The organism is Paenibacillus sp. JJ-100 (assembly GCF_948329825.1).
In the GTDB taxonomy this organism is placed as follows: domain Bacteria; phylum Bacillota; class Bacilli; order Paenibacillales; family Paenibacillaceae; genus Paenibacillus.
In genome coordinates this window covers 563,385-589,788 of record NZ_CAOJCM010000003.1, presented here as the reverse complement: position 1 = coordinate 589,788, position 26,404 = coordinate 563,385, and the positions used below count along the sequence as shown (strand labels likewise).

The following is a 26,404-nucleotide window of genomic DNA, read 5'->3' as shown; positions in this document are numbered from 1 at the left end:
TCTATTAATAGACTGTTTTTTGTGAAAAAAGTTACGCCCAAAGCCAAGAATAAGCGCTAAATTCGCTCTTTCAACAGATAGAAAGTTATATTTCTATATTCATTGAGTATGCAAAAAAAAAGAGACGCTCCAAGAAATATATATTCTTGAAGCGCCAGTCTGAGTGCCGCAATACATCTGAATAACGTCTCTTATAGATAACCTAGCTTATCCAAAACCCGCTTTAGCATCACGGCTGCTTGTGCACGGGTTGCATTGCCCTGTGGTGCAAAGGTATTACTCGTCATTCCTTGAATGATTCCGGCTTGTACCGCTTTAGCTACAGAATCCTTCGATTGAATCTTTTTATGATCTTTAAACTTGGATAGCGTTGTATTGGCCGAGGATTGCAGGGATAACGTTTGTCCGCCGTAATTCATGGCACGAATCATCATAATGGCCATTTGTTCGCGTGTGATCGCTCGATCAGGCTTAAACGTTCCGTCTGTATTCCCCGTAATAATTCCAGCTTCGGCTGCTGCAGCAATATAAGCACTTGTGATACTTCCACCCCGAACATCCCGGAAGCGGCTGACCGCTTGTGTCTCTGCTTTTAAACCGAGCCCTCTAGCTACCAATTCGGCAAACTCCGCACGAGAGATATTCTCATCAGGACGATAGTAGGAACCGTTTGGCGTGCCGATAATCCACTTCGCGGACAATTCTTTAATGACATCATTTGCCCAATGCGATGCGGTATCCTGATAACTGACTCCATGAGTTAGAGGGACAACTGATTGATTCCCATTCAACCTTCCTTGGATGATCACTCCACCTGGTGTACTCTTGAAAGAACTTGGTACATAGGACAGTTGGAACGTTGTCAGATCTTGTGAAACCATGCTTGAAGTCTCTCTTGGAGTATTGGCCGAGACCTGCATAGACAGTTCACTCTTGAGTTGCTGTTCAATTTGTTGTTCTGAAGGACCTTTACTTGCAAATACGTAAACGTTTGTATAATTCGCTAGCTTCTGAGCACCTGCTCTGGCGATCAAGCCTTCCATCGTACCCGAGTCAGACAACGGCACAGTTTCTAATTGCACGTACAACGAAGGTACAATCGCTTGGGATAGATTACTTTCATTCATTGGAGTTAATCCTGTTGAATTTGCAAATGCACCCACATTTCGACTCATAGAAGCCAAATCAAGCTTAAATAGTTCTACGGTCCATAGACGGTCCCCGTATCTCACTCCAATGGTACCACTACGGTAATTCGCAGCTACTTCTGTCAGTGCTGTCAGTGGAAATCCAACATATGCCGAAGGTTCACTGGCAGGAACTTCAAACACGACAGGTTGATTTAGCTTACCAGATGTAGATGCATATTCAAAAGCCTGTCTAAGCTTCGCTCCATCGACATTAAATTGACGAGTCGAGCGATTGTAGTGTGACACTGCAGAAGCCGAAGATGCTGTGCTGTTGTTCATGACAAGAAGTGAATAGCCGTAATTCGATGCATCCAATTCATTTAGCCAAGACGGACGTCCTCCTGTCTGATTGTTCACAGGCAAACTGGTATTCGTCTGCTGCAAAGTAAGTGGTCCAAACGCTGGCACGACTGTGTTTGATGCATCTCGTATTGGCACAGGTCCAGGCGTGTAACTAATCGTGCCTGTAGGACTCACATTACCCATCCCCATACTCAATGACTGATCCAATTTCAAGGTCACCACAGATCCAGAAGCAGATGCTGACAATAACCTCGTATTACCATTACTAAGCATTACACTAAACTGAGCTAGTGTTAATGCTGTCTCAGGTTGGATCGCCTCCCGAAATTGAATCTGGATCGTATCTCCCTGGATTACAGCAGACAGGATTTTGCCATTGCCATAGGTATACGCTACTGGCGTCATGTTAAGATATCCCGCAGGGTTGCTATTAAGATCGGTCAACCGCAATGTACCAGGAACATAAGATAACGTTACGTTCTGTGTATCTCTGACCGCTGAAGCAAGTGTTAATGTCACGAGATTATCGTCAATTTCAGATTGAGTTACAAACACAGGCTTACCGTCAACAAGAACGGAGTACTGACTATTTTGAGGCTTATTGCTTGAATGAAGCGGCTCATTATACTGCATCCATAACTTGTTTCCGCTCACCTCTGCAGACTTGAATTCAGGTGGTTTGGTGTCAATTGTATTCCGGACATAGAAACCACTGAATCCGGCAAGAGCCTGTCCACGGCTGTCTTTCACAGGCCATGAGCCTGGAGTATATGAGACACGAACAACCTCGCCATCCGTAATCGAACGGCTCAAATTTAGAGTTACAACCGAGCTGCTGTTCGCAGATATACTACTCACGCCTACGCTAGCTTCATCTGCGGTTACATTGAACTGGCTTATCGCCTCACTTGAAGCAACGTATACCGTTTCAGGATAATACAATGTGATCGTGCTATAGTACACATTGCCCTCCCGTGGCTTGGACATAACAGAGTCCAAACCGTTGTCTACGTCACGTGCACCAAACGGTGCGGCTGCATTGTTTGACTGATCTGTCACCCGGTTGCTTGTCCCCGGTGTATAACCAATACGTACAATCTGTCCTACAGCTACACCTGTATCTAGGACAACATATACACTATCACCCGAAATGTAGGTATAACTGACATTTCGCTTCTCTCCATTTACCGTTACGGCATATGTGCTGCTATGTGGATTAATGCTAGACAACCACTTATCGTAAGTCAAACGAATCGTATTATTACTATGCATTTTTGCATTTTTCAACACTGGAGCAGTGGTATCTTTACTAATCGTTCTGAACTTCCATGATGTCGAACCGTTCAATCCTGTAAAAACATTGCCGTCTCGATCTCGATACGCATTAGCTGGCAAGTCTACGATATATTCCATGTTACTCTCCAACTCGCTTGTCGGAGTAATCGTAAGCTGTCTGCTGTTTGCACTAAAAGATGTTCTCGTAGAAACGATCGTACCATTTGATTTCTTGAGAACAGGCTCCTTAAAATAAGCTGGGTCCAATTCTTTGCTAAAGGTTACACTCAAACTCCCAGATACAGAAGCATTGGTTGTTCCATTTGCAGGGGAGAGTGAGGAGACTGTAAGTGCAGTAGGATCAGAAATAATGTTGAATCCCCAAACATTCCCGCTGATGCCACTGATATCGTTCTGATTCATATCCCGCAGGTAACCTTCAGGCATAACCACATAATATGTAGTGTTACTGTTCCAATCCTTGGCCGGATCAATGGTAATTGTACTTGTCCCTAGACCCGCCACGCGAGGTGCCCCAGCATCAATCGGAATCTGTTCAAATACCGTTCCGCCAACTCGGTCTTGATAGATGATCATCGTGCCTTGGCCTGCTGTTACAGGCTTGTTAAACGTCATCACGATGTTCGTTGATGGTTTCATAATCGTAGCATTTTCAGGAACCTTGCTGACCATTGTCGTAGAGCCCAAACCTTGTGTGCTGAACGTCCACTCTTTATTAGTCAACCCTTTAAAAACCGTATTATCATCACTGTATACAAATGATGTATTGTCGATTTCAACGTAATATGTAGCTCCTGGAAGAACCTTGTTAAGCGTAATGTTTACACGATATCCACTGACAGGAGTAGTACTTGTACCTGTGCCTGCACCACCGCCTGGTGTAGGAGGATTATTAATAGGTAGCTGCGGATCAATAGCGACTTGACCACTGGAGACGGGAACAAAATCCACAACAGTATTATCATTCAACCGTTTCACTATAATCATGCTCTCAGTAGAATCTGCCTTCTTGACCGGTTTTTCAAAATCAATCATAAGTGGAGCTGAACTATCTACGTTCATCGCTTTCACTGCCGGTACGGTATCCTTAATACCTAAGGCAGATAATTCATTCGCTGCATAGGAGCGTGACTGCTCGCCATTCCAGCCGGTTAACCAGCCTTGAGCAGTCAAAAGTATAATCAATATTCCCAACATGCTCTTACGGGCTATTTCTCTGATCTTCACTTACGTTCCCCCTTATTCCGATAACTTCTTGTGCCTGATATACAGACCTCATTATGTATTTCGGTATCTGAAGGAATATCTGTTAGTCATTTGGGCATATATTCCATAAAGTAAATAAGAAAAACCCTTGATTCCTGAACGGAACCAAGAGTTTTATTGTTTTTCGAAAAATATTATAGACCTGCCTGTGATTTCAGCAATTCTGCTTTGTCCACTTGTTCCCAAGGAACATCAAGGTCTGTACGACCAAAATGACCGTAAGCAGCCGTTTGTTTATAAATCGGTCGGCGCAGATCCAGCATACGAATAATGCCAGCCGGACGAAGATCGAAGTTATTACGCACAAGCTCCACCAACTTCTCTTCGCTGACTTTGCCTGTTCCGTATGTATCCACATTAATAGATACCGGATTCGCTACACCAATTGCGTAGGCCAACTGGATTTCCACTTTGTCAGCCAGACCCGCAGCAATCAGGTTCTTCGCTACATAACGAGCCGCGTAAGCTGCAGAGCGGTCTACTTTTGTCGGATCTTTACCTGAGAACGCACCGCCACCGTGACGAGCATAACCACCATATGTATCTACGATGATTTTGCGTCCTGTGAGCCCTGCATCCCCTTGAGGTCCGCCAATAACAAAACGGCCGGTCGGGTTGATGAAATATTTGGTCTGTTCATCCAGCAGCTCAGATGGAACGACAGGCAGGATAACATGCTCTTTGATGTCTTTTTGAATCTGTTCCAATGTCGTCTCTTCGGCATGCTGTGTAGACACCACGATTGTATCGACACGAACTGCCTTGTCACCGTCGTATTCGATGGTCACTTGTGTTTTCCCATCTGGACGCAGGTAATCAAGTGTACCATTCTTACGCACCTCAGCCAAACGGCGAGCGATACGATGAGACAAAGCGATTGGCAATGGCATAAATTCTGGTGTTTCATTCGTAGCAAAACCAAACATCAGACCTTGGTCACCTGCACCAATGTTCTCTGTTTCACGTGCCATTTGCTCTGGATCACGATGCTCAAGTGCAGCGTTCACACCTTGTGCAATATCAGCGGACTGCTCGTTGAGCGATGTCAGAACCGCACATGTATTATAATCGAAACCGTATTTGGCACGTGTGTACCCGATTTCCTTCACCGTATTTCGAACGATAGCAGGAATGTCCACATATTCAGACGCGGAGCTGATCTCACCAATAACAAGTACAAGACCTGTTGCTACCGAAACTTCGCACGCTACGCGGGCGTTTGGATCGTTCGCAAGAAAAGCATCCAATACAGCGTCCGAGATCTGATCGCAGATTTTATCCGGATGTCCTTCAGTTACAGACTCCGATGTAAAAAGATGTCGGCCTTTAACAGACATGAAGTTTCAACCTCCCATAACTATAGTATGGCGATTGCCCGAACAAAACATAACGGCGATTCGTTCACTTTACCCTCGAAGAAGCTTTACAGTAAAATGAAGGATACTGCTCCGCATTAACGACGAAAGACAAGGATTTTTCAGGTAATTGCCTCAACAAAAAATCAACCTTTCCCTAGTGGAAAAGGTTGCATACCTCAAGTGCCATCTTATCGTATTTGTCAAGTGGTGTCAATTCAAGAGCATCTAACGTATGAGTGCTACAATTGGTTTTCTGCCTGGCGAATGAGACGTCTGGTAATCTCTCCACCCACCGATCCATTTTCCCGGGAAGTGAGATGTCCCCACCCTTTATACTGTCCATAAGAGTGATCACTTATCTCGCCAAGTTCAGATCCGAATTCGGTATCTGCACCTGTCAGACCTCCACGGCTACCGTAACCTACATTCAGACCAAATTCGGCAGCAATTTCATACTTCATCTGATCCAGCATTTGACGACTTTCCGGTACGACTTTTCGATTATTTCTAGCCATCGTTCCTGCACCTCCGTTTATTGGTTGTCCACATGTATAGAGTGAGCAGGAACATATCCGGCTAGCCGTATTAATGTTTGTTAAAACTGGTTAATCTGAACATCAAAAAGATAATAAATGAATAATTACTCATTCCATTGCACAACCTATTTCAACGTATATCCACCACGCACCATCACGGTGAGACTGTATTTGTTACCATCCAGAACCGTAATGCCCCGTCCATCTCTTGGAAAAGAGAGCAAATGATTGCTCGGCGCTGCCTGTCCATTCGTAAGGTCAACCCCGTCCGTCAGATCGGCTACACCATTCTTACCCTCACTGACGATCACGGCTTTGCCGCTACGTACAATGAACTCTGCGCCAGATTTACCGAGCAGCTGCTGCCCGGGCTTAACGGTGACAATCTCCACATTATTAGTAGCACCCGTTGCCAGCGGTGGCAGTTCTGTGTTTGCCCCGGCATTGCCCGTTGCTGTTGATCCATTGCCTGTTGAAGGACTTGTTGTATTCACAGAGGAACTGTTTGTACCATTGCCGGTATTACTGTTTCCTGATGGAAGCTTGCCGCCCAAAGCCTGCTGAATTTGCTGATCCACATAACTCTTCGTCACGACTGGATCATCTGCTGTTCCAGGTTGGATGGTTCCTGCACCAATTGCTGTATCATTGTATACTGACCCTATCCATACACCAACACCGATTGTCAGCGCGGCCAGAGATACTTTCTTATACGGTTTCATTTGTGTTCTATTCCCCCTTAACTCTTAGAAGTACCTAATCCTTAGTTACCTACTTCTTATGATAACTTTAATAGATAGATTCTACAACGATTCTTCAGGGGGATTCGGAACACTTTCTGGTAGATTTCCTACAGCGGGTACAAATCCCATAGCTTGTGTTGCAATTTTGATTCTTTGTCCTTGGAATTCGTCATATAAAGCAACTGTATATGCTCCACTGCGTCTATCGTTAAACACGATATCATCTAAAGTCCAACTGAGGGTTTGGTTGTTTCCTTCTTTTAAATCTTTATCTAACACAATCTCTTTATTGAATACTTTACCTGTTGGCTCAATGATCTGCAAAATCAACTTGTGCTCATTTTCTGGTAGATTCAAGTCATTATTTCTTGATACATCATATTTCCAGGATACATTTACTGTAGAACCGCCACTTAGCACAGCTTTGAAGTCTTTCGTTTCAACTGTGTAAGGATATATATTAAAATTCTTGATCTTATCCAGTGGAGATTCCTGATCAGGCTTCAACTCAAATGATACGGCATCAACATAGCCTTTACCCGACGTTGTTGTTTCTTTCTCCGTACTCTGACCTCCAACCGTTTGCCCTACGAGTAATGACATGTCAGATACCACAATGCTTCTAGGAATCTTGGACCACATCGTAACGAGGGCAGAGTTACCAGGTCCAGCCGGATAGTCAATTTGCTTGACCGTTGTCTTGTAATACTCGCCTGTTTTGGTTTCGTAATATCCGGTCAATTTTGCTAGATCAATTTGACGATCTTCTGCGTTTTTAACTTCAAGCTCTGTATATACAATATCCGATGAAGTTCCAGGATACACGAGGGTACGTTTTACTTTCACCTCAGATTTGCGGCCAGAATTATTAATCGCATAGTTATCCCCTAGCTTAACTCGAGGGATAGCCGGTAATTGTCCAATATGAGTAAGTCGGATTAACTCAGAGGAACTTTCTCCCACGACTTCATTTAGAGCCACCTGTAATTGAGCTACATCCAGGCTAGTTGGTAGAGTGGTTAACAAATGTAGATCAACAGACATACCTGGTCCAAGCAACGCCGAGCTTTCGCTCATAAGAAGCTGCGTATCTGGAATATCAGCGGAATCTACAGATAACATCCCCTTGAGCTCCGGAAGTTTAATCGTATTCGTCGAGATGTTACGCAAAGTTACTCTTGCAGATAATACATCCGCATTATCCCAAGGCAAGCGCTGAATGGTTTCCCAAGTGACACTTAATTTTCCATTCTGAAGTTGAAGCGTACTTTCCGCACCTACAGACTGTTGCATCGAACTAGCTTTAGGCAAAATATAGGTTCCCGCCGGATATGAGAATTTAATCTCTTTATCTTCGGCGCCTTCCACTTTTGGTGTATTCATTACCAATTTCATGGTTCCTTCGGCTTCATCATATGGAAGACTAAACGTCAAACGAATCAAACGCTCCTCATCGGGCTTGAGTTTGAGAGTATCCAGAGCTTTCGTGACAAGCGGAAAATCTTTACCTTTGTTGTTTTGTACCGAAAATTCGTACTTCGGCACCGTTACCTCTCGTGAACCAACATTCTTGATCTTAAAGTTAACAGAATAATAATTAACACCATGGGTTTGACTTACACTAACTTCTTCTACGTTTGTTGCCATTTTACCCTTGTTGTCATCAAGTGTAATGGTATGAACTTTTCCTGCCTTGATCTCCGTGTTCTTCATCGAAGATGATTTCGGTAACTGCATGGTCGCCAAAGGAATAACGGATTTCTCTGTCTCATTTTCCTGGACCATAATAAGTTCAGCCCCATCCAACTTCACCTTCTTAGGTACCGTTGTTATATAATTAATGCTTTTAGATTCCTGAGGTTGTAAGCTGTATGTTGAATCGTTGGCATTTATATTCAGAGGATAACTGCTTCCGCCCTTTGTAACAAGTACCCACTTCACTCCGGCATTCTCCAAACCTTTGTAGCCAACGTTATGCAAATTAATCTTGATGCTCGCATAATCTGACTTGTCAGAAGCAGAGAATGTCTGAAGACTTTGAACTTTCACGTTAACAGGAACACCATTAATACGAACCTTTTTAGGCTTATTTACAGGGGTAGCTACATTATATGAAGCCGGAATGTTAATTTTCCCTAAAATACTCTCATAATTAGCTTTACTAAAATCCCACTTCACAATTTCAAAATTAAGACTACTTAACTCCACATTTTTCCCTACGGTTGTAACATAGGTAACTGAAAGTGAGGAGCCCCCAGCAACACTTTTTTTCTCCGCATCCTGCGCCAATAACTTGGATGTATACACTGTTCCGCCCTTACTGCGTACCTTCGTCCAATAATCAACCAACTGCAAACTTCTCTGATCATTGTTAGTATATGTTAAGGTATAGGTCAGCAACTTGCCTTCATCCTGTTTTAACAGATTCACATCTGTTAATTTCACACTGCTTTTGCTTGTTAATTTTACAACAGGTAAGTTAGATAAGGTTTTCAGTGTTGTCTTAATTTGTGATGAGGGTTTTGAAGTTGCAGCTTGAGCAGTGTCTAGATGATTCCCCCAAACCACTTGTGTCATTCCCAACAAAGTACCAACTATAATGAATCTCGTCCATTTATTCTTCACTCGAGACCTCCATACATAGATTTCCATGATATATATATTATAGACGAGTAATATATCCAGAAAGTTTCAAAGAGGTTACTTTTCGAAGCTTTGTAAGAAGAAACCACCCATACATAAAAAAACAGCCCTGCATCAAAAAGATGCAAGGCTGTTTTGGAAAAATGCTTATTGCAGCTCTTTACCGAATGAGAACTCACCCAGTGCGTTGCCGTTTTCATCGTTAATAGCTTTTGCTGCTTTGTTTTTAGCACCGTCGAATTTAACAGTAGCTACTTTACCAGCTGTGTTACCAGCTACAGTTGCAGTAACAGTGATAGTTCTCTTATCTTGGTCGAGAGTAGCACCAGCAATTGTTGCAGTTACGCCGCTACCTGCATCAACACTGAACAATCCTTGGATGTAAGCAGGACCGTAGTTGTTATCTAGTTCAAGATTTTCAGAAGCATATACTGTAAATGTAACAGTGTTACCAGTTCTAACGATATCTTTCAAAGTTACTGTTGGAGCAATACCGTCTTTTACAGTTGCAGTAAATGCTCTCAATTTGTTACCGAAGCTATCTTGAGTGCTAGGGTTAGTAGCAGTCAAAGTATAACCGTTAACATCATTAGCGATTGTGTTGTCAGCGAACTTCAGAACAAGAGTTTTGTTAGAATCAGCCAATGTGTAGCTTGTTGGGCTAATAGTTCCGTTCAGTTTGAAGTCTCCCAAGTTAACGTTAGACAACGCAGTGTTGAATTTAACTTTTACTTCGTTACGGCTTGTAGCATATACATCGTCAGTTGTCGCAATTACTTCGGAAGAACCAACGTTAGATCCTACAGTGTAATTACCAGTATTGAAGTATTTACCTTCGGAATCTTTGATGTAGCTTGCAGAAACTTTAGCTTTAGTCCAGTCAGTGATCGCAACGTCATTTGTAACAGCGATTCTAACAGTGTTTGTAGAAATCAATGTGATGTCATTGTTTTCTTTAGCAATTTGATATGGAGTTCCAGTTGGAGCACCATTGTTATCAACATTTGTAATCATATATTTAGCTGCATCCAGAGCATTACCGTCACCGGAAGTAGCCAAAGTTTTGTTGAATTGAACGTAAACGTAACGAACACCGTTAGTCACATCGGACCATACACGTGTCACACTACCGTTTTGAGCAGTGTTAGCGTTCAATGTCGCAGTGTAAGGCAACAATACATTACCGATAGTTGCAGTATCAACAACACCGGATACTGTCAATGTATAAGTAGCATCAGATTTCAAGCTACTTCCCAGGTTAACTTTAACAGTTTTAGTGTTTTCAGTATAAACTGGTGTAATTACTGGGTGACCTTTAGAAGTCAGTCCAGACTCAGTTACCACTTTACCTTCTGCATCTTTAAGAACATAGTTCTCAGCGTCTTGTGCAGAAGACACTTTCAAAGATTTGCTGAATTGAATTTCAGCAATGTAGTTACCGTTTTCCATTTTGAACTTAGTATCAACAACTGTAGGACGAACTGTATCCAATGTTGGAGTTACTTTTGTATCAACGTTAGCAGAGTTATTGCTGTAGTCAGATACTGCAGTCAAGTAAACTGTGTTCTCAGATACATTCAACGGATTGTTGAATTTCAAAGTAACTTTAGTGTCATTGATTTCAATGGATTGTGCAGTGTTGCCTGAAGTGTTAGCATATGCACTTGCTACACTTTTCACAGTCTCATCAAATTCTACAGTGATTTCTTTCAAGTCGTTGGATTTAACGCCAACTACTTTAGGAGCAGCTGTATCTTCAGTTGCTGTAAATTTGCTTTCCACTGGAACGATTGCCAGACCGGAGTAATCTTGTACGCCGCTCACACGCAATGTGTGCTCACCAGCAGTCAGATCAGTAGTTACGATTGCAACGTTAGGATAAGCGTATTTTACAGAAGCTGCAATTACGTTGTTATCCACACGGAAAGAAGTAGCGTTAACAGTTTCAGGTTTAACTGGCTCACTGAAAACTACTTTGAAAGCTTTTGTTCCCAAAGCTTGAACTTCTTTTACTTCTGGAACTGCAACATCAAGTGGAGTAAACTCTACTTTTTGTGTGAAAGTTTTTGTTGCATCAGCGTTTTTAACATTGTTGATTTGAAGAGTAGTAGATCTTTGGTTAGTCAAAGAAGTGTTACCTTCAGCTACCAACAAAGTTACAGTAGTTTTGTCATCGGACAATGTAGCGCTTTTGAAAGTCAATCCGCTAACAACATAGTTATTAGTGCTTTCAGCAGAGTTAGGATCTACAGTACCATCAAACTTAACTGTGATTTCTTTCAAGTTTGTAGCAGATACAGAAGCTACAGCTTGAGCTACAGTTGTTTTATAAGTAACTTTTTCAGTGAAGTTTTTCTCTTTGTAAGTGAATTTAACTTCAGTTTCTTTGTTAGCTTCCAGAGCTTTATCCAAAGTCACTTTAACGGACTCGCCATCGCTCATTTTGAAAGTAACAACTTTACCAGCTTCAGTTACTTCGTAAGAAGAAACTTTCAAGCTTTGCTCTTGGTCAATTGCGTAAGCAGCGCCTACAAGCAATTCACGGGAAGCGTTAGCTGTGAAGTTAGTGTTAGCGTCAACCAAACCAGCGTTGATTGCTGCTTGCACATAACCTTTAGCCCATGCTGGAGCACTGTTGTTAGTTTCAGCAGGGATTTCCAGTTCAAGTGCACGAGTCAGGATTGTAGCCATTTCAGCTACTGTAACTTTACCGTTGAAGTCGAAAATTTTCTTTTCAACGTTTTTACCTTCCATAATGCCCGCAGCAGTTACTGCTTCGATGTAAGGAGCAGCCCAGTTTTTAGCATTGTAGTTTTTGTCTTTGTAAGAAAACACACCAGTGATTTCTTTAAGACCCAACAATTTAGTGATAACTTTAGCGAACTCGCCGCGAGTCATCTCTTTGTTCAGACCAGCTGTTCCATCTGGATAGCCGTTGAAGATACCTTTAGCTTTCAATGCATCAAACTGTTGTTGTGGTGAAACTGCAGTGTCACCGAATGCTACAGAAGCAAACATTGAGAATGCCATTGCTGTAGACAATGCTACGGATAAAATTTTCTTCATAACCTTTTTTTCTCCTCCTTGGGTGTTCATAACATTTGAATTTTCTTTAATAGGGTCGCTCGTGTTCCTCATATATTGTTGCACCCCCTTTCCAGAGTTCTGAGCAAGTTAATATAAATGATGTCTGTGAGCATATCACAGAAACTTGTAACCGTCTGAAAAAATCGGATCACACGTAAATAGAGTAGTTTCCTAATCCTACCTACGTATTATACAATGGGTCTCTCAAGTCGTAAAGCAATTTTTTCTAATAAATAGACAAGATTCTTCACGAGGTCATTCTTGGTAAGTTCCCCAATGTTTTTGACTCTACATCTTAAACGCAGTAGATTTCAAAAAGTTGCGCATTACGCAAAAAAAGTTTTGAATTTATTTTTGTGTTGATACATTGCGGGTTCTGATACCATTAAAGGCATATCTAAGACTTGATATAACAGCATTTTTCAAGAATCAAGTTTGGATTTGAATTGTGTTTCAACTTTTATTAATACCCTCACTCGAGGCACATGAAGCGACAAAATCTTCTAAAATAAAAATAAAAAGCACCCCTTTTAGGAGGATGCTTTTCATTGCGCTTATACTTGTCCTAGCGAATTTTCATCGCAAGTTCGATAATCTGTGCACGCATATTCGGATCAGAATTCAATTTCAGATACATATCATCAATCGCCAATCTATTCTCCCGGTAAGTCTTCTCATGCTTCATTGTCGTATGAGACCATTCAATCAATTCATTCTCAGCCAGAACAAGATTATTATACGCATCATGGAAGCCGGTTGTCTGTACAAGCCCCTCCATTACTTCCTGAGAGATCTCCTGTGTTTTACGTGTATCTTCCAACTTTTTCTCCAGAATGACTGCTTGCTTCTCGAACTGTGTCTTTGCCTTCATGTAGCCCAACTGGGCTTTTGAATAAATCGGTTTCATTAGCTAACTTCACCCTCTAGATCTTTGTGTATTTACCGTTATTGTATCTTAATCTCTAGCAAATTACAAAAATAGTTATTGGTAAAAAAAAGATTCCTACTATTATAAAAGGTTCTTTTCCCACTTCCTTTACAGGCATAAAAAGAGACCTGCCCCTGAAGTTCAAGGGGCAGGTCTTACCCAACTTATGAGTTGATAGTGAGAACTAACTCAAGTTTTTAGGGAATAACTTGGTTGTCTTCTTAAGCAATTCCACTGCAATTTTAGCTGCTTCTGCCCGTGTCAGATTCCCTTTAGGGTTAAACTGCACTAGAGGCTTCTTAGCGCCAGCAATAGTCACTGGGCTTCCTTGCATGATCTTGGCTTTATTAACAGCCTCGATAGCTGGACGTGCATAGAAATCAATGGATGCCGCATCCATAAATGATTTGCCCAGATTCGCAGACAATTTATCATTATTTGCGGATAGCTTCAGACTCATCGCCCTCGCGATCATAACCGCAGCCTGTTCACGCGTTACTCTTTGGTCTGCCCCAAAGAACCCATCACTAAGGCCTTGTACAATCCCTGCACGTGCAGCAGTCTCGATGGAAGCATAGTCCCATGTGGATGATTGTGCTCCAGGCACAATATCATAGAAGGTCTGCTTATTATCATAATTTAGAGGTAAGCTCAGTCCTTTGACAAGTAATGTAGCGAACTCTCCACGAGTGGTTTGGTCATCTGCACCAAATTCATTAAATCTAATGCTGTTCATTACTCCCTTAGAGTACAATGCATTAAGCAAGTTTCTGCCCCACGGGTGATTTGTCACATCCGAGTACCCTTTACTTTGTTTCATAACCTTATAATATCCAAATTCGTCGAAAGGAACGCTAATTGTATGTTTCTTCGTATCCACTTCTCCACCAATGTTTTGCCATACACCTTTGTCAGTGTAACGGAAAACAGTAATGGTTGAGCCAACCTCATCTACGATATTAGAATCATAAGTTAACTTCAATGTCCCCCGTTGAGAAGGTACAAGTTTACGTTCTGCTTGATACTGGGTAAAGTTCCCTTCAATAGAGTAAGGAGCCAAACCATTGGTGCCCGGCTTGTACCCTGTAGATCCCTGATCACCCAGTTCACCAACCCCACCGTTAATCCAGTAGATATCAGATACTGGTGAGAAGTTACTTGTATTCAACGTAGAGTTGAAGTACAACACCAATGTATCAGGAATAATAATAGTACTTAATCCGCCTTCAGTACGGGAATCCGGGTTCACATTGATAATATTGCCGTAATCATTTCTTCTCTCTACTACTCCATCTTTAGGATCAGCGATACCAAACAGCAGTTTGTTTTCTGGGTAAAATTTCACTACTCCACTTCCTACTTGTGAGGAGGACTGTAGAATGGTGCCCTTAGGGAAACTCAATTCGAGTTGTTTGTTAAACACGCTATATTTGTTAGCTGGTCCTGGTGCCATGAACTGGCTGTCCACTTCTACCGTTCCTGTGTAAAACACATTAATCACATCGTTAATGGTATTACCTTCGCGAACAACCTGAATTTTAATCGCGTTGTTTTTATTCGGTTTCAGACCTACATAATCGTACACAAAGCGATCTTTTAAATCTGTCCGTTTCACAGCAGGCTTTTTATCAATAATGACTTGAGATGCACCTTCAGCTTCAATGTCAAAACGGACAAAGTTCTTATTCACTACGATTTTATCGCCTACGGTTGGTTGAGGCGCTAGAATCCGATATGATGAAGGTTCACGTACAATTTCTAGACGCTGAGTTGTTCTCGCGCCAGTGCTATTAATAAGCTCAAGTGTGTATACATGACTACCTGGTGCATCAAATTTCAGATCTTGAACCCGAATTATGAATTCATCTTCATTACCAGCAAAGTCATATTTGTACCCACTTTGAGGATCACTTGCAGTACCGTTTGTCTCACTGCCTTTTGCTGGAGGATTATAAGTTAGAATAACTTTTGATCCAAAGTACAGGTTCACGATTTGTGCACCGCCGCCTTTGAATACTAGATCATACTCTTGTTCACTTGTTACATAACGATCCGTTTGAAATGCAAAATCAGGAGTCACCGAGAAAATTCTAGACATTTGATCTGCTGTGTAGTTTTTTACTTCTTTCTCACTAAACGCCTGACGTTGGTTGGTTGGAATAAGCGTAGGCATGAAGCGATCAATGTTGGATACGTTAGTATCCAGAATATATATCCGCAATTCCTTGCGAATTTCCTTAGTTCCGCCGCTTGCATCTTTATCCGTACCCGTCAAAACAATCGTGTTTTCACCGAATACTAATGGACCATCTTTTTTAATCTCAAATGACAATTTGAACGCGCCCGTGCTTTTCGTGATCCAGCTAGTATCTCCTGGTTTTTGATCCACACCATTAACAAATACCTGCGCATTAAACATGGAGTTGTTCAGGTCAGTAAACCCGATATACTGACCATCTACGTCCAAGTTATGCGTAGTACGAGAATCGAACGAATAGGTTTGTCCATCAAAAAGGTTGGACACATAAATATAACTTTTTGATACAAAGGAAATATTCGCGTTAAACGAAGAAGATGCATTGTTATACTTAAATCGCACTTGCTGTTGGCCGCTTGCAAAATTAGTTACATGGTAGACTTGCTCATTGGTGCCAATAGTAGTGGCAGGTGTCACAGAAACTATTGACAATGGGTTGGTACCCAGTGGCAAGTAGTGAGCTTCCAGCATTGCGGTTGGCGCTTTGTTCGCAGCAACTAAGATATAAAAACTATCTTTGTCTACCTGGCTGTTATTCAAAGGAACTTTAGAGCTGAACGTATTATTCGTTTCATTATAATCAGGTAGTAAGTACATATTCGTAATTACGGTATCTCCAGGCAGGTACTTGAATACTCCATTGTAAGCAGCACTAAATGTACCATAGGTCAGGACGAGATTGGCAGCTTGATCGTTTTTAATACCGTTAGGATCAGTTTGCAAATTGTAATTGTCCGTTTTGAACGTCACCAGTCGGTAAGCAGGAGTGACACCATCGTTTCCAGCCACCACCGTATTACTTAAAACTGTAAAGTTCACAGCCGTCGTGTTAATTGTCATTTGGGCTGTGGTTGCAAAATCTTGATTGCTTGCATTATATGGCAGCAAAACTTCACCATTTAAAAAAGCTGTGCCTGCCGGATTACCCGGAGTGGATACAGTTTGAGTAGAACCGAGAAGTGACTTGGTTTCTGTATCACTTACGACATCCAATTTTGAAAAAGGTTGATTGGTGTCAAAATAATAAACTGAACGCTCAATATTGATCGTATCTGATGCATTCGTAATCGAGAATTTCAGATTATTCAAACCGGAAGAAAGATTCATCTGTGGAGTAAAGAATGTTCCATCCTCAAGTAAAGATGACAGAAGAGCTGTCCCACCATTAACAGAAACGGTTACTTTTGTAGCATTCTGTGCTTTACCTTGAACAGCAACCGCTTGAGTGTTAACTACAACTTGAGCTCCTTCGTTCAAATTAAAAGAATTGTTTCCCGAAAATACTTTTAAATCTTCTACGAAAGGCACCTTATCATAAAGAACATAGAATGTATCTGATCTCTCAACATTTCCTTGATTACCATAGAATGTGATCTTGTTAAAACCTGAGAACAGATTAAGATTAGTTGCAGTGAACTTGTTACTTGCATTTGCGTCTGTTGTCACAGCCCCTGAGGTGAAATGAGTATCGTCCGTTACCCATCTTACCTGACCTTGACTACCTACAGCTTCAGAACTTAATTGTTCTACCTTTACTCGCATTGTATCTTTGGAAACATAGGAAAAGGTCCCCGTAATAGTCAAGTTAGGACTTGTTGTCATATAGACATTGCCACGAGAAATTTGTGTACTATTGGCCGTGCTTGGCTCTGTAGAGAGCAACGATGTATCGCTTATGCTTTTCAAATCTGGAATAAAGTAAGTCGCAGGAGCCTGTGATGCGGCTGACGCAACGTTACTACCGAACAAGCCAGGTGGAAATAACGAAAAGATCATGGCTGTTAATACAAGCCATATTAAAGGTCTCTTCTTTAGAGTCATAAAATTTCATCTCTCCTCTTTTTAAGTCAGTTACCTTTATTTATCGGCGGTGAGGTTCCAAATATTTAGTAAAATACTTAAAATAAACAAAAAACCTTATCCGCAAACGGGATAAGGTCAGGGTCAGAAATGATATTAACAATAGCAGAAATCAATATGTTCTATTTAAGATTTGGATCGGGTTTGCGGATTAAGCTTCACGCGCATACGCATTAAAAAGTTGATAACTGGTTTCTTGGTTTTGCTAACAAGTCCAATAACCTCCGCACCTACCTGCAGGAAGAACATCATGATACAAATCACTACAAACGTCACCCAGTTAGCTTCGAACATCGCTGCCGAGGACTGTATTATGGCCAGCACACCAAAAAAAGCAGCAATACCGTAAATGATCAACACCGTCTGACGATGACTGAAACCAAGTTCACGCAGACAGTGGTGTAGATGTCCTTTGTCCGGTGAGAAAATCGGCTTCCGTTGCACCGCACGACGAATAATAGCAAATAATGTATCCGAGAGTGGCACACCGATAATAATCAACGGCGTAATGAAAGAAACGACTGCGATCTGTTTAAATCCGAGCATAGAAAGCATCGCCAGAGAGAACCCAAGGAATAACGAACCGGTATCCCCCATGAAGATCTTGGCTGGATGGAAGTTAAAGAACAAAAATCCGATAATGCTGCCGAGCAGCACCAAGCACATCAAAGCAATCATCGTATTGCCCATTAAGAAAGACATCACCGCAATGGTACCAATGGCAATACCAGATACACCAGCCGCCAGACCATCCAGTCCATCAATCAGGTTGATGGCATTGGTTACACCAACAATCCACAAAATAGTTAACGGGATGGATACCCAAGACTCAAGTGAAGAATAGGCATCCTGAAACGGAATATTGACAAAGTCTACACGGATGTTAAATCCAAAAACTACTACAGCCGCAGCCAAGAGTTGTCCGAGCAACTTCACCTTAGCTGACAGTTCAAACCGATCATCAAGTGCACCAATTAACACTATGATGGTACCCCCGATAAGAAATGCACTAACAAAACTCATATCCCTCGCTGTAAACCAGGCAGATACAAACGGAAGCAATGCTGCAACCGTAATGATGAAAGCTAAAAATATTCCTAGACCGCCAAGACGCGGCATAATCCGAGTATGCACTTTACGTGCATTCGGTGTATCCATAGCACCAATACGGACTGCGAACTTTTTAACAAGCGGTGTAAGAGCTAATGCAAGTCCCATCGACACAATAAATCCAATGATAAAGATCGCTATCATTTGAACATTCGACCCCCAATTTTAGTACCGAAAAAATTATAAATCCCCTAATCTCTTTTTCTATATATAAAAAACATATTTGTCACTGTTGATGAAAATCCAATGTTGCACTTTTAACGGAGAGGGCAGAAACAACCTGTAGAAGCGCAGCGTTCGCATTTATCACCGAATTTCATCCTTGAACAAGAATAAATTGAAATTTGGGGATAAGGGCGAGCGAAAGGTTATTCTGACATCGGAGTGCCTAGTGCAACTAATATAATTTCATTTGAGTGGCACACGTATGTGCCGGAATGAATTATACGCTCATCACATCCGAAAAGCTATCATCAATTTCTAGCAAAAACAAGCATTTATCTCGCAATTACCTGTTTTTAACGGGGTTTTATCACGTTTTCTTTGTCCCGCATCACTTTGAGAGCGAATTTCGGAAGCGCAAGCATACGTCCAGCGCGGCTAGGTTCACGTAATAAACGATAAAACCATTCCAATCTTAGCTTTTGAAAGAGTTTAGGCGCCCGCTTGGTTTTACCAGAGATGACATCAAAACTACCGCCAACGCCCATCATTACAGGAACTTGCAGCGTATGTTTGTATTTGTGAATCCAAGGTTCTTGTGTATCCGCTCCGCGAGCAACGAATAACAAATCAGGTGCAGCTTGTTGAATGTCCGCTATAACCTGTTCGTCTTCAGACGGACCAAAGAAACCATCGCGGTAACCCACAATACGAATTGCCGGATACTGCTGTTGTAACCGAACGGCCGTTTCTTGAATCACTTCCGAGGTAGAACCCAAGAGGTATACGCCCCATCGATAGTTTTCTCCAACTCGCATTAATTCATGTAAAAGATCATACCCCGGAACTCGCTCTGCTACAGGATCACCACAGTAATTGGCTGCCCAGACAACACCGGTTCCATCTGGAACAATGATCTCGGCATCCTGCATCACCTTCATGATTGCCTTATCCTCCAGCGCAGCCATAACCATAATTGGATTGGCCGTTATAACCTGATGTGGCTGTTTCGACAATACGGCTTCTTCAAGTACCTGTACCGTTTCTTTCATTGTTAACTTGGAAAAGGGTATACCATAGATGGAAACGGTCGGAATCGTTCCGGTCTGACTCATTGTTATCTCATCCTTTGCGGCCTAAATAGGTAATAATTTGCTTCGCGGGTTCTCTAGCTTCCTGCTTCAATGCAGTGATTTGATCCTCGTGTTGCTTCAGCCACTGCGAACGCTGATCCAGCAGTCGAGTAACTTGCTCGGCAAGTTTATCGGCATCTAGCGAACGGGTATTACCCACAGGCTCGCTCTCCAGACGAAGCATGAACTGATCGATTTTGGGATCATACGAAATGCCCACTGGCGGGACATACTGTGAAGCAGCGTAGATCAGGCTATGCAGACGCATACCAATCATCAGATCACAGCGGCTTACTTCCTCCAGCATCTGTTGTGGATCGGTGAGATCCTCGGTAATGCTAATTTCACTGCCTTTACTGGTCACATCACCGAGCATTTCCATAATAAAACGGGATGCCTGCACATCATCGGGAAGATGAAACGGCAGGAAACGGAAATGTACAGCCTTCTTCGCAGTTATTTTCTTCAGTCCAGTCGCAATGGCTGTCAGCTCCTTGCGATCCGCTTCCCAAAACCGAACAGACACACCGATTACCGGTAGGTTGGCATGCTTGCCTTTAGACACTTCCGTTTCTTGCTGATCTGCGGGCACAGCCTCTGTCGCCTCCATTGGAGTCCCTTTATGGGCTGGTTGTTCAACCGCAAAAGGTGTGTCTCCTTGTTCCCGGAATGATGAGTTATTCTCTGGCAATGGCAAACCCATCACGGGATCAGGTACAACATGAATCTGATTCCATTTCAGTCCAAGTCCACGTAGATAATCTGCAGATTGTTCATCTCGAACCGATACATAAGTACAAGATTTAAATACCGATTTGATCATCGGGTTAAAAAATTTACGGTTAACAGGGCCGATCCCCTGAGCATAAATAAAGACAGGTTTTTTCAACCACTGAGCCAGCTTGATCACACCCAAGTAATAAGGAATGGACTTTAATCCCGTTGCATCCTGTAGCAGACTCCCTCCGCCACTGATCAGTCCATCACTTTCCTTAAGTGCTTCACGAACTTCCTTCAACTTCATTCGATGCACCGCACGAACGCCGTACATTGAAGTTGTCCATTCGGGATCAATGGATAGCACAATCGGTTCGATCGTCACATTTGATCGCTGACTTTCTTCCTCTAGTGCCGTCAGGATCGATTTCAGTACAGCTTCATCTCCACTGTTTCGAAATCCGTAATATCCTGAGATAACTAACTTTTTAGAAGTGGTGACCATTTTTTCCAACATCCTTCCGCGACTTGCCACACACCCACAGCAATGATACCAAAGATTAAGCCAAGTCCGAGTCCCATCACACCGCGAATCAGAGACAATACAGCCGGTGTATGAATATGCGCAAATGTATCCACCATGGACAATTGACCCATCGTAGCGATAATTAGCACAAAGATGACTTTACGGTATTTTAAAGCGGCGAACACGCCAACGATAAACAGTGGGTGTCCCAGCACAAATTCTTTGAATCTAGGGCGTACGCCAAACGTATCTTCCAGCGTCGTACGGAGGAACATCTCGAATGGTGTAACGGAACCAGCGTTGCCCGTACGGCTCAAATAATAATATCCAACAACGGCAGCAACAAGCGCCAATACTACCATCAAAATATTGATTGGCATACGGAGCATGTCCTTCACTTGTTTCACAGAGATTGAACCTGATCCACGATAGAACACAATATAGAGTGCTACCAATCCAATTGGTGCAAAATGAAGCAGACTCACACCGCGGAACTGGTTAATAACCAGACTATATGTGATGTTATTTAGCAGTGCAATTACAAAGGGCACAGCTACCAATGAAAGAATTGAAGTTCTTACATACAAAACGATGGTTTGAACCAAACGACGGCCCGCAGGGGCATCTGGGTGTCGAAGCTGCGTCGCATTAACGGTACGAACAGCTAGCACCATAGCAATCGTTGGAGCAGCAATGGCTACTAGCAAGGCAACTCCCTGCTCTAACAATGTTGGTTTCAACAGGAACAGTCCTGCACTTCCTACCAAACCAAGCAAGAATACTGCAATCGTAAACACAGGTGCAAAATAAGAAACCATTAGTGTAATCAATGCGATTGCTCCAATGAGAGCAACCAACTTCGCATACCGTTGAATGGATGATTCCTTCACTTTAAATGCTTCAGCTTGTCCAAGCTCAAAACCGTGTTTGGCCATACGTTCAACAGCATGACCCGGTTCACCCAAACTGTTGATCAGATTGTCGATCGGGTCTGTAATCGCTGCTTTGGCTGTATTTCGGCTTGGCGCTGCATTCATATAAATCATACGAATGTTGCGATCCTTCGTTGCCAGCACAAAACGGTCGGCAATGACATCTTCCTTTAGATTAGCATCTGCATCGCTTAGTGAATACAAACGAGTGACATTGTAATCAGTCTTATATGCCAGCGTCTCAAATCCAGATTGTGGCTTTTTCAGATTCTCAATTGCTGCCAGCCCAATGCCATGCTTGTTCAGCAACGCAGCAAATTGATCTAGACTTTTCATCTCTGCATTATCATTGTACCCTTTGACCGCATCCCCATCAAACAAGATACGTGTCACACCATTCTCTTCAAAGAAGGCGAGCAGTCGTTCCATGGATTGCTGGTTATAAGGAACGGTATCAGAGATGCGAGGTAAAATATGAAAACCTTTATCAAGCAACATTTTCACTGCAACTGGATCAGGCTGCATCGGTTGCATGTTCGCAGTCTCCGGCGGTGTCTGCAATATCAAGCCGCTGCGGCCTTCATACTCCCATGGTTGAATCGGGATTTGACGCTCAGCGAACGTTTGTTCAATGATTGGAGCATATATCTGCGCATTTTCTTCAGATGTGAACAACACATATGTATAGTTCGCATTGGAAGGAATAACGTCCTTTGTCATATTTGCTAGATCTTGACCAGAGTAAACCATCAAGCGACGAGTTTTCTTAAGTTCGTCCAATGTGCTCTCAAATACAGCCATTGTTGTCACACCGGCTTCTTTCAGCCGTGTCGTTTGTTGATCAATAAAATCTTGTGGATGAGCCTGATACGCAGAAATATCCAGTAGTCCCCGATAATTGAAGACCAGTTCCACTTTATTCGCAGATGATTCAGTCTGTACCCGATCACGGATAACTGGAATGGAAGCTACCAAACCAATAATAACGATGAGCCACAACCACTTCCGGGAAGCGTTATTCCATAAAACCCATTTTTGACGCACTACTTGTACCTCCTCAGTTGTTGGAACCAATTACACGTTCTGCTCCTATAATTCTTACGTTCAGCATGTGTTAACACGCACTCTAATATGCTGTCATACTTCCAATATTTCAAAGAAAAACCCCTCCGCCAACCAACCTTACGGTGCGGAGAGGCCTTCTAATCCTGGTCCTACAGTACCATTTGTTTTATTGTGCGTCTACACGCGACATGACTTCCGCAACAAGTTGTTCGATCCGGCCCTCTGCAACGTCCAGACTCTCTCCCCGAACAGCGAAGTACACTTTGATCTTCGGTTCTGTACCGGAAGGACGAAGACAGAACCACGAACCGTCTGCCAAAATAAATTTCAGCACATTTTCCTTCGGCAGTCCATCCAGACCGAGAGAATAATCCAGTACATCTTGAACTGCAATCCCCGCAACTTCCTTCGGTGGGTTAGAGCGCCAGTCGGTCATTTTCGCCTGGATCTGTGCAACGCCGTCTTTACCCTTGAGTGTGCGGGATTCTAGTTTTTCCAGGAAGTATCCGAACTGGCCGTACAGCTCCTGCAGCACATCATAGAGGGTTTTGCCTTGGTTCTTATAGTAGGCAGCCGCTTCGGCAATCAACATCGAGGCAAGGACAGCGTCCTTGTCACGGGCATAGTTGCCGGAGAGGTAGCCATAACTCTCTTCATATCCGAAGAGGAATGTATGGCTTCCTGTAGCTTCGAACTGGTTCATTTTTTCACCGATATATTTGAAGCCTGTCAGAGTGTTCATCACTTCTGCACCGTAATGCTGTGCGATGGCTGCACCCATCTCGCTCGTTACAATGGTTTTAATGACTGCACCGTTGCTTGGTAGCGTACCTGTCTCTTGGAGACGACTCAGTAGATAATGTACCATAATGGCACCTGATTGGTTACCAGACAAGACAAAATATTTACCATCCTTGTCTTTTACAACAGCACCCATACGGTCCGCATCTGGATCTGTACCGATCAGAATATCGGCTCCTACCGATTCGCCCAGCTTCATCGCCAGTGTGAATGCTTCGCGCTCTTCCGGGTTAGGGGATTTCACCGTAGAAAATTCAGCGTCTGGCTGCTCTTGCTCAGCAACGATGTACAACTGCTCGAAACCGATCTGTTCTAATACGCGCCGAACCGGAAGATTCCCTGTACCGTGCAGCGGTGTGTATACGATTTTGAAATCACGACCGATGCCAGATTGGATCAGCTCGCGACTCAGACTGCGGCTCGCCACCGTGTCTACGAACGCCTGATCTTCTTCTTCCCCAAGCCAGATTAACAACCCTTGAGCTTCGGCTTCTTCTTGCGTCAGCTTTTTCACATCAGCCAGAGAAGGAACTTCCTGGATGTACTTAATCACTTGCTCTGCTTCATGTGGCACCAACTGTCCACCCTCGCTATTGTACACTTTGTATCCATTGTACTCCGGAGGATTATGACTCGCTGTTATTACGATACCGCCCGTAGCTTGCAGATGGCGCACGCTAAACGATAATTGTGGTGTGGAGCGCAGGGATGGATACAGCTTAGCTACAATGCCGTTTGCTGCAAGTACCAGCGCCGCATCCAGCGAGAATTCTGGTGAGAAATGACGGGAGTCATGAGCGATTACAACGGAAGGTCTGCCTTCCTTATCTCCATGCTGCTCCAGCAAATATCGAGCAAAACCTTGCGTTGCACGACCTACTGTATACTTGTTCATTCGGTTGCTTCCAGCACCAATTACACCACGTAGTCCACCTGTACCAAATTCCAGATTTCTGTAGAAACGTTCTTCCAGCTCTTTTGGCTGATCCTTCAAATCACGAAGCTCCTGTTTGGTTGCTTCATCAATGGAAGCATCCTCCAACCATTGCTGCAACGTCTCGGCTGCTGCTGCGCTTAACTGTTCCATATCCAATAAGCCCCTTCCGTCTATATAAAATTCTGTAATCAGCTTAGCTATGCATCGTCATAAGTTGAACCAAAAACATTTGCACCAGGGGAAAATCCAGTGATACGCCTATGCTTCAGATGTAGCTTCCTTACAGAAACGTTTTTAGGCGAACACTTCACTTTTCAGGTTCTCTCTGTCCTCTCCGTATATGTGCAAATTAGTTCAACTTACCCGCATGCATGCGATTAAATATCGCAACACCTATAGATGCCTATGTAATCAGCTAGGGTCTGAAAGTGCAAACATGATCTCGCCTTCAGCGACAATCTTGTCTTCCACGCGAGCAGTAGCTTGGCCTTTGCCAATGGAACCTTTCAACCGTGTGATTTCTACTTCCAAAATCAAAGTGTCTCCAGGCACAACTTGTCCACGAAAACGAAAATTATCCAAGCCCGCCAGGAAACCAATTTTGCCTTTATTAGCTTCCAGATTTAACATTGCTGCTGCACCAACCTGAGCCAAGGCTTCCGTAATCAGCACACCCGGCATTACTGGATATTCCGGGAAGTGACCAACGAAGAATGGTTCGTTAATCGTAACATTTTTCAGACCAACGGCACGTTTACCATCCTCCATCTCCAAAATTCTGTCCACCAACAAGAACGGTGGGCGATGCGGGATAATGGATTGAATTTGTTTGATATCAAGCACGATATAATCTCCTCTCGGGGTGTTTATACGAGGCTCTCCATCATAAAGTTTTTATATGCTCACTTAGGTCGTTCCGGAAACAGATCGTTCTTTGATCGCCATTGTCCCCGAATTTTAATGATCCCATTATAATGGGCAAAATTCTGTGACAAACGCGAACGCTCCGCTTCTTAGAACAATTCTGTTTCCTCTACTTATCGTGATCACAAAAAAACAGATATGATTAAGTCAATCCTCATATAAATGGTTTTTACTTTTCATTTTTAGGTTGTATGAAATGTTGATTTAGGGTTAACACTAGTGATATCCTTCATGACTGCAGTAGTGAAGGTTGAGATAAGGGGTCTCTCTTCGCGATGATGATGAATGTCTATCGCAGGAGAGGCCTCTTCTGACATTAAACTTCACCCACCATTATACTGTTTTCAACACCAAAAAGAAAACTCCTGCCTACGCAGGAGTTTTCGCTGAACTCATTATATTATGGAGCAAATACCAGATCATAGACATGCTTCCAAGTACTCCATTGCCACACGGAACTGATATCCTGTTTGCCCAGTACCACATATCCAGCGACCATTCCGCCAGCGAGGGCAAGAACAAGCAGAACAGGAATTAGAAACCATCTTGCGATGCGTCCCCAACTCTTCTTTTTCTTCTTGACTTCCTTCTGTTCCGGCTTGTTGTTCTGCTGCTGTGTTTCTGTCATCC

General features: G+C 42.9%; 15 protein-coding genes. All 15 read right to left on the bottom strand.

Going from position 1 to position 26,404, the window contains the following annotated elements; all coding sequences use genetic code 11:
• Window positions 1-191 precede the first annotated feature (191 nt).
• The gene (locus tag PQG66_RS15620) at window positions 192-4,016 is read right to left on the bottom strand and encodes an Ig-like domain-containing protein (protein ID WP_272038646.1); all 3,825 of its coding nucleotides are present in this window, start codon (window positions 4,014-4,016) and stop codon (window positions 192-194) included.
• Between the two features lie 173 nt (window positions 4,017-4,189).
• Complete coding sequence (metK, locus tag PQG66_RS15615) at window positions 4,190-5,392, bottom strand: methionine adenosyltransferase (RefSeq protein WP_272038645.1); 1,203 nt, start codon at window positions 5,390-5,392, stop codon at window positions 4,190-4,192.
• 260 nt (window positions 5,393-5,652) lie between these two features.
• A complete protein-coding gene (locus tag PQG66_RS15610) occupies window positions 5,653-5,928 on the bottom strand; it encodes an alpha/beta-type small acid-soluble spore protein (RefSeq protein WP_272038644.1) in 276 nt (91 codons plus the stop codon).
• Between the two features lie 146 nt (window positions 5,929-6,074).
• A complete protein-coding gene (locus PQG66_RS15605) occupies window positions 6,075-6,671 on the bottom strand; it encodes a hypothetical protein (protein ID WP_272038643.1) in 597 nt (198 codons plus the stop codon).
• Window positions 6,672-6,752: 81 nt separating this feature from the next.
• The gene (locus PQG66_RS15600; RefSeq protein WP_272038642.1) at window positions 6,753-9,344 is read right to left on the bottom strand and encodes a hypothetical protein; all 2,592 of its coding nucleotides are present in this window, start codon (window positions 9,342-9,344) and stop codon (window positions 6,753-6,755) included.
• A gap of 138 nt (window positions 9,345-9,482) precedes the next feature.
• A complete protein-coding gene (locus PQG66_RS15595) occupies window positions 9,483-12,473 on the bottom strand; it encodes an S-layer homology domain-containing protein (protein ID WP_272038641.1) in 2,991 nt (996 codons plus the stop codon).
• A gap of 514 nt (window positions 12,474-12,987) precedes the next feature.
• The gene (locus PQG66_RS15590) at window positions 12,988-13,329 is read right to left on the bottom strand and encodes a hypothetical protein (protein WP_272038640.1); all 342 of its coding nucleotides are present in this window, start codon (window positions 13,327-13,329) and stop codon (window positions 12,988-12,990) included.
• Between the two features lie 205 nt (window positions 13,330-13,534).
• Window positions 13,535-17,428: an S-layer homology domain-containing protein gene (locus PQG66_RS15585; RefSeq protein WP_272038639.1), complete on the bottom strand. Its 3,894-nt coding sequence runs from the start codon at window positions 17,426-17,428 to the stop codon at window positions 13,535-13,537.
• Between the two features lie 165 nt (window positions 17,429-17,593).
• Window positions 17,594-18,721, bottom strand: coding sequence for a glycosyltransferase family 4 protein (locus PQG66_RS15580; protein WP_272038638.1), 1,128 nt, complete (start codon window positions 18,719-18,721; stop codon window positions 17,594-17,596).
• 374 nt (window positions 18,722-19,095) lie between these two features.
• A complete protein-coding gene (locus tag PQG66_RS15575; RefSeq protein ID WP_272038637.1) occupies window positions 19,096-19,854 on the bottom strand; it encodes a WecB/TagA/CpsF family glycosyltransferase in 759 nt (252 codons plus the stop codon).
• A 7-nt stretch (window positions 19,855-19,861) separates the two neighbouring features.
• Window positions 19,862-21,094, bottom strand: coding sequence for a polysaccharide pyruvyl transferase CsaB (gene csaB, locus PQG66_RS15570; protein ID WP_272038636.1), 1,233 nt, complete (start codon window positions 21,092-21,094; stop codon window positions 19,862-19,864).
• Window positions 21,070-23,091, bottom strand: coding sequence for a DUF5693 family protein (locus PQG66_RS15565; RefSeq protein ID WP_272038635.1), 2,022 nt, complete (start codon window positions 23,089-23,091; stop codon window positions 21,070-21,072). Before PQG66_RS15565 ends, csaB begins: the two co-directional genes overlap by 25 nt.
• 187 nt (window positions 23,092-23,278) lie before the next feature.
• The gene (locus PQG66_RS15560; protein WP_272038634.1) at window positions 23,279-25,000 is read right to left on the bottom strand and encodes a phospho-sugar mutase; all 1,722 of its coding nucleotides are present in this window, start codon (window positions 24,998-25,000) and stop codon (window positions 23,279-23,281) included.
• 261 nt (window positions 25,001-25,261) lie between these two features.
• Window positions 25,262-25,693, bottom strand: a complete 432-nt coding sequence (gene fabZ / locus PQG66_RS15555) for a 3-hydroxyacyl-ACP dehydratase FabZ (RefSeq protein WP_272038633.1) — start codon at window positions 25,691-25,693, stop codon at window positions 25,262-25,264.
• Between the two features lie 481 nt (window positions 25,694-26,174).
• Window positions 26,175-26,402: a DNA-directed RNA polymerase subunit beta gene (locus PQG66_RS15550; protein ID WP_272038632.1), complete on the bottom strand. Its 228-nt coding sequence runs from the start codon at window positions 26,400-26,402 to the stop codon at window positions 26,175-26,177.
• Window positions 26,403-26,404 lie beyond the last annotated feature (2 nt).

Excerpts from the sequence above, each read along its gene's own strand:
- PQG66_RS15600 (WP_272038642.1), bottom strand. The coding sequence starts at position 9,344 with ATGGAAATCTATGTATGGAGGTCTCGAGTGAAGAATAAATGGACGAGA.
- PQG66_RS15605 (WP_272038643.1), bottom strand. The coding sequence starts at position 6,671 with ATGAAACCGTATAAGAAAGTATCTCTGGCCGCGCTGACAATCGGTGTT.
- csaB (WP_272038636.1), bottom strand. The coding sequence starts at position 21,094 with ATGGTCACCACTTCTAAAAAGTTAGTTATCTCAGGATATTACGGATTT.
- PQG66_RS15560 (WP_272038634.1), bottom strand. The coding sequence starts at position 25,000 with ATGGAACAGTTAAGCGCAGCAGCAGCCGAGACGTTGCAGCAATGGTTG.
- metK (WP_272038645.1), bottom strand. The coding sequence starts at position 5,392 with ATGTCTGTTAAAGGCCGACATCTTTTTACATCGGAGTCTGTAACTGAA.
- PQG66_RS15610 (WP_272038644.1), bottom strand. The coding sequence starts at position 5,928 with ATGGCTAGAAATAATCGAAAAGTCGTACCGGAAAGTCGTCAAATGCTG.
- PQG66_RS15595 (WP_272038641.1), bottom strand. The coding sequence starts at position 12,473 with ATGAGGAACACGAGCGACCCTATTAAAGAAAATTCAAATGTTATGAAC.
- PQG66_RS15575 (WP_272038637.1), bottom strand. The coding sequence starts at position 19,854 with ATGAGTCAGACCGGAACGATTCCGACCGTTTCCATCTATGGTATACCC.
- PQG66_RS15590 (WP_272038640.1), bottom strand. The coding sequence starts at position 13,329 with ATGAAACCGATTTATTCAAAAGCCCAGTTGGGCTACATGAAGGCAAAG.
- PQG66_RS15580 (WP_272038638.1), bottom strand. The coding sequence starts at position 18,721 with ATGATAGCGATCTTTATCATTGGATTTATTGTGTCGATGGGACTTGCA.
- PQG66_RS15585 (WP_272038639.1), bottom strand. The coding sequence starts at position 17,428 with ATGACTCTAAAGAAGAGACCTTTAATATGGCTTGTATTAACAGCCATG.
- PQG66_RS15550 (WP_272038632.1), bottom strand. The coding sequence starts at position 26,402 with ATGACAGAAACACAGCAGCAGAACAACAAGCCGGAACAGAAGGAAGTC.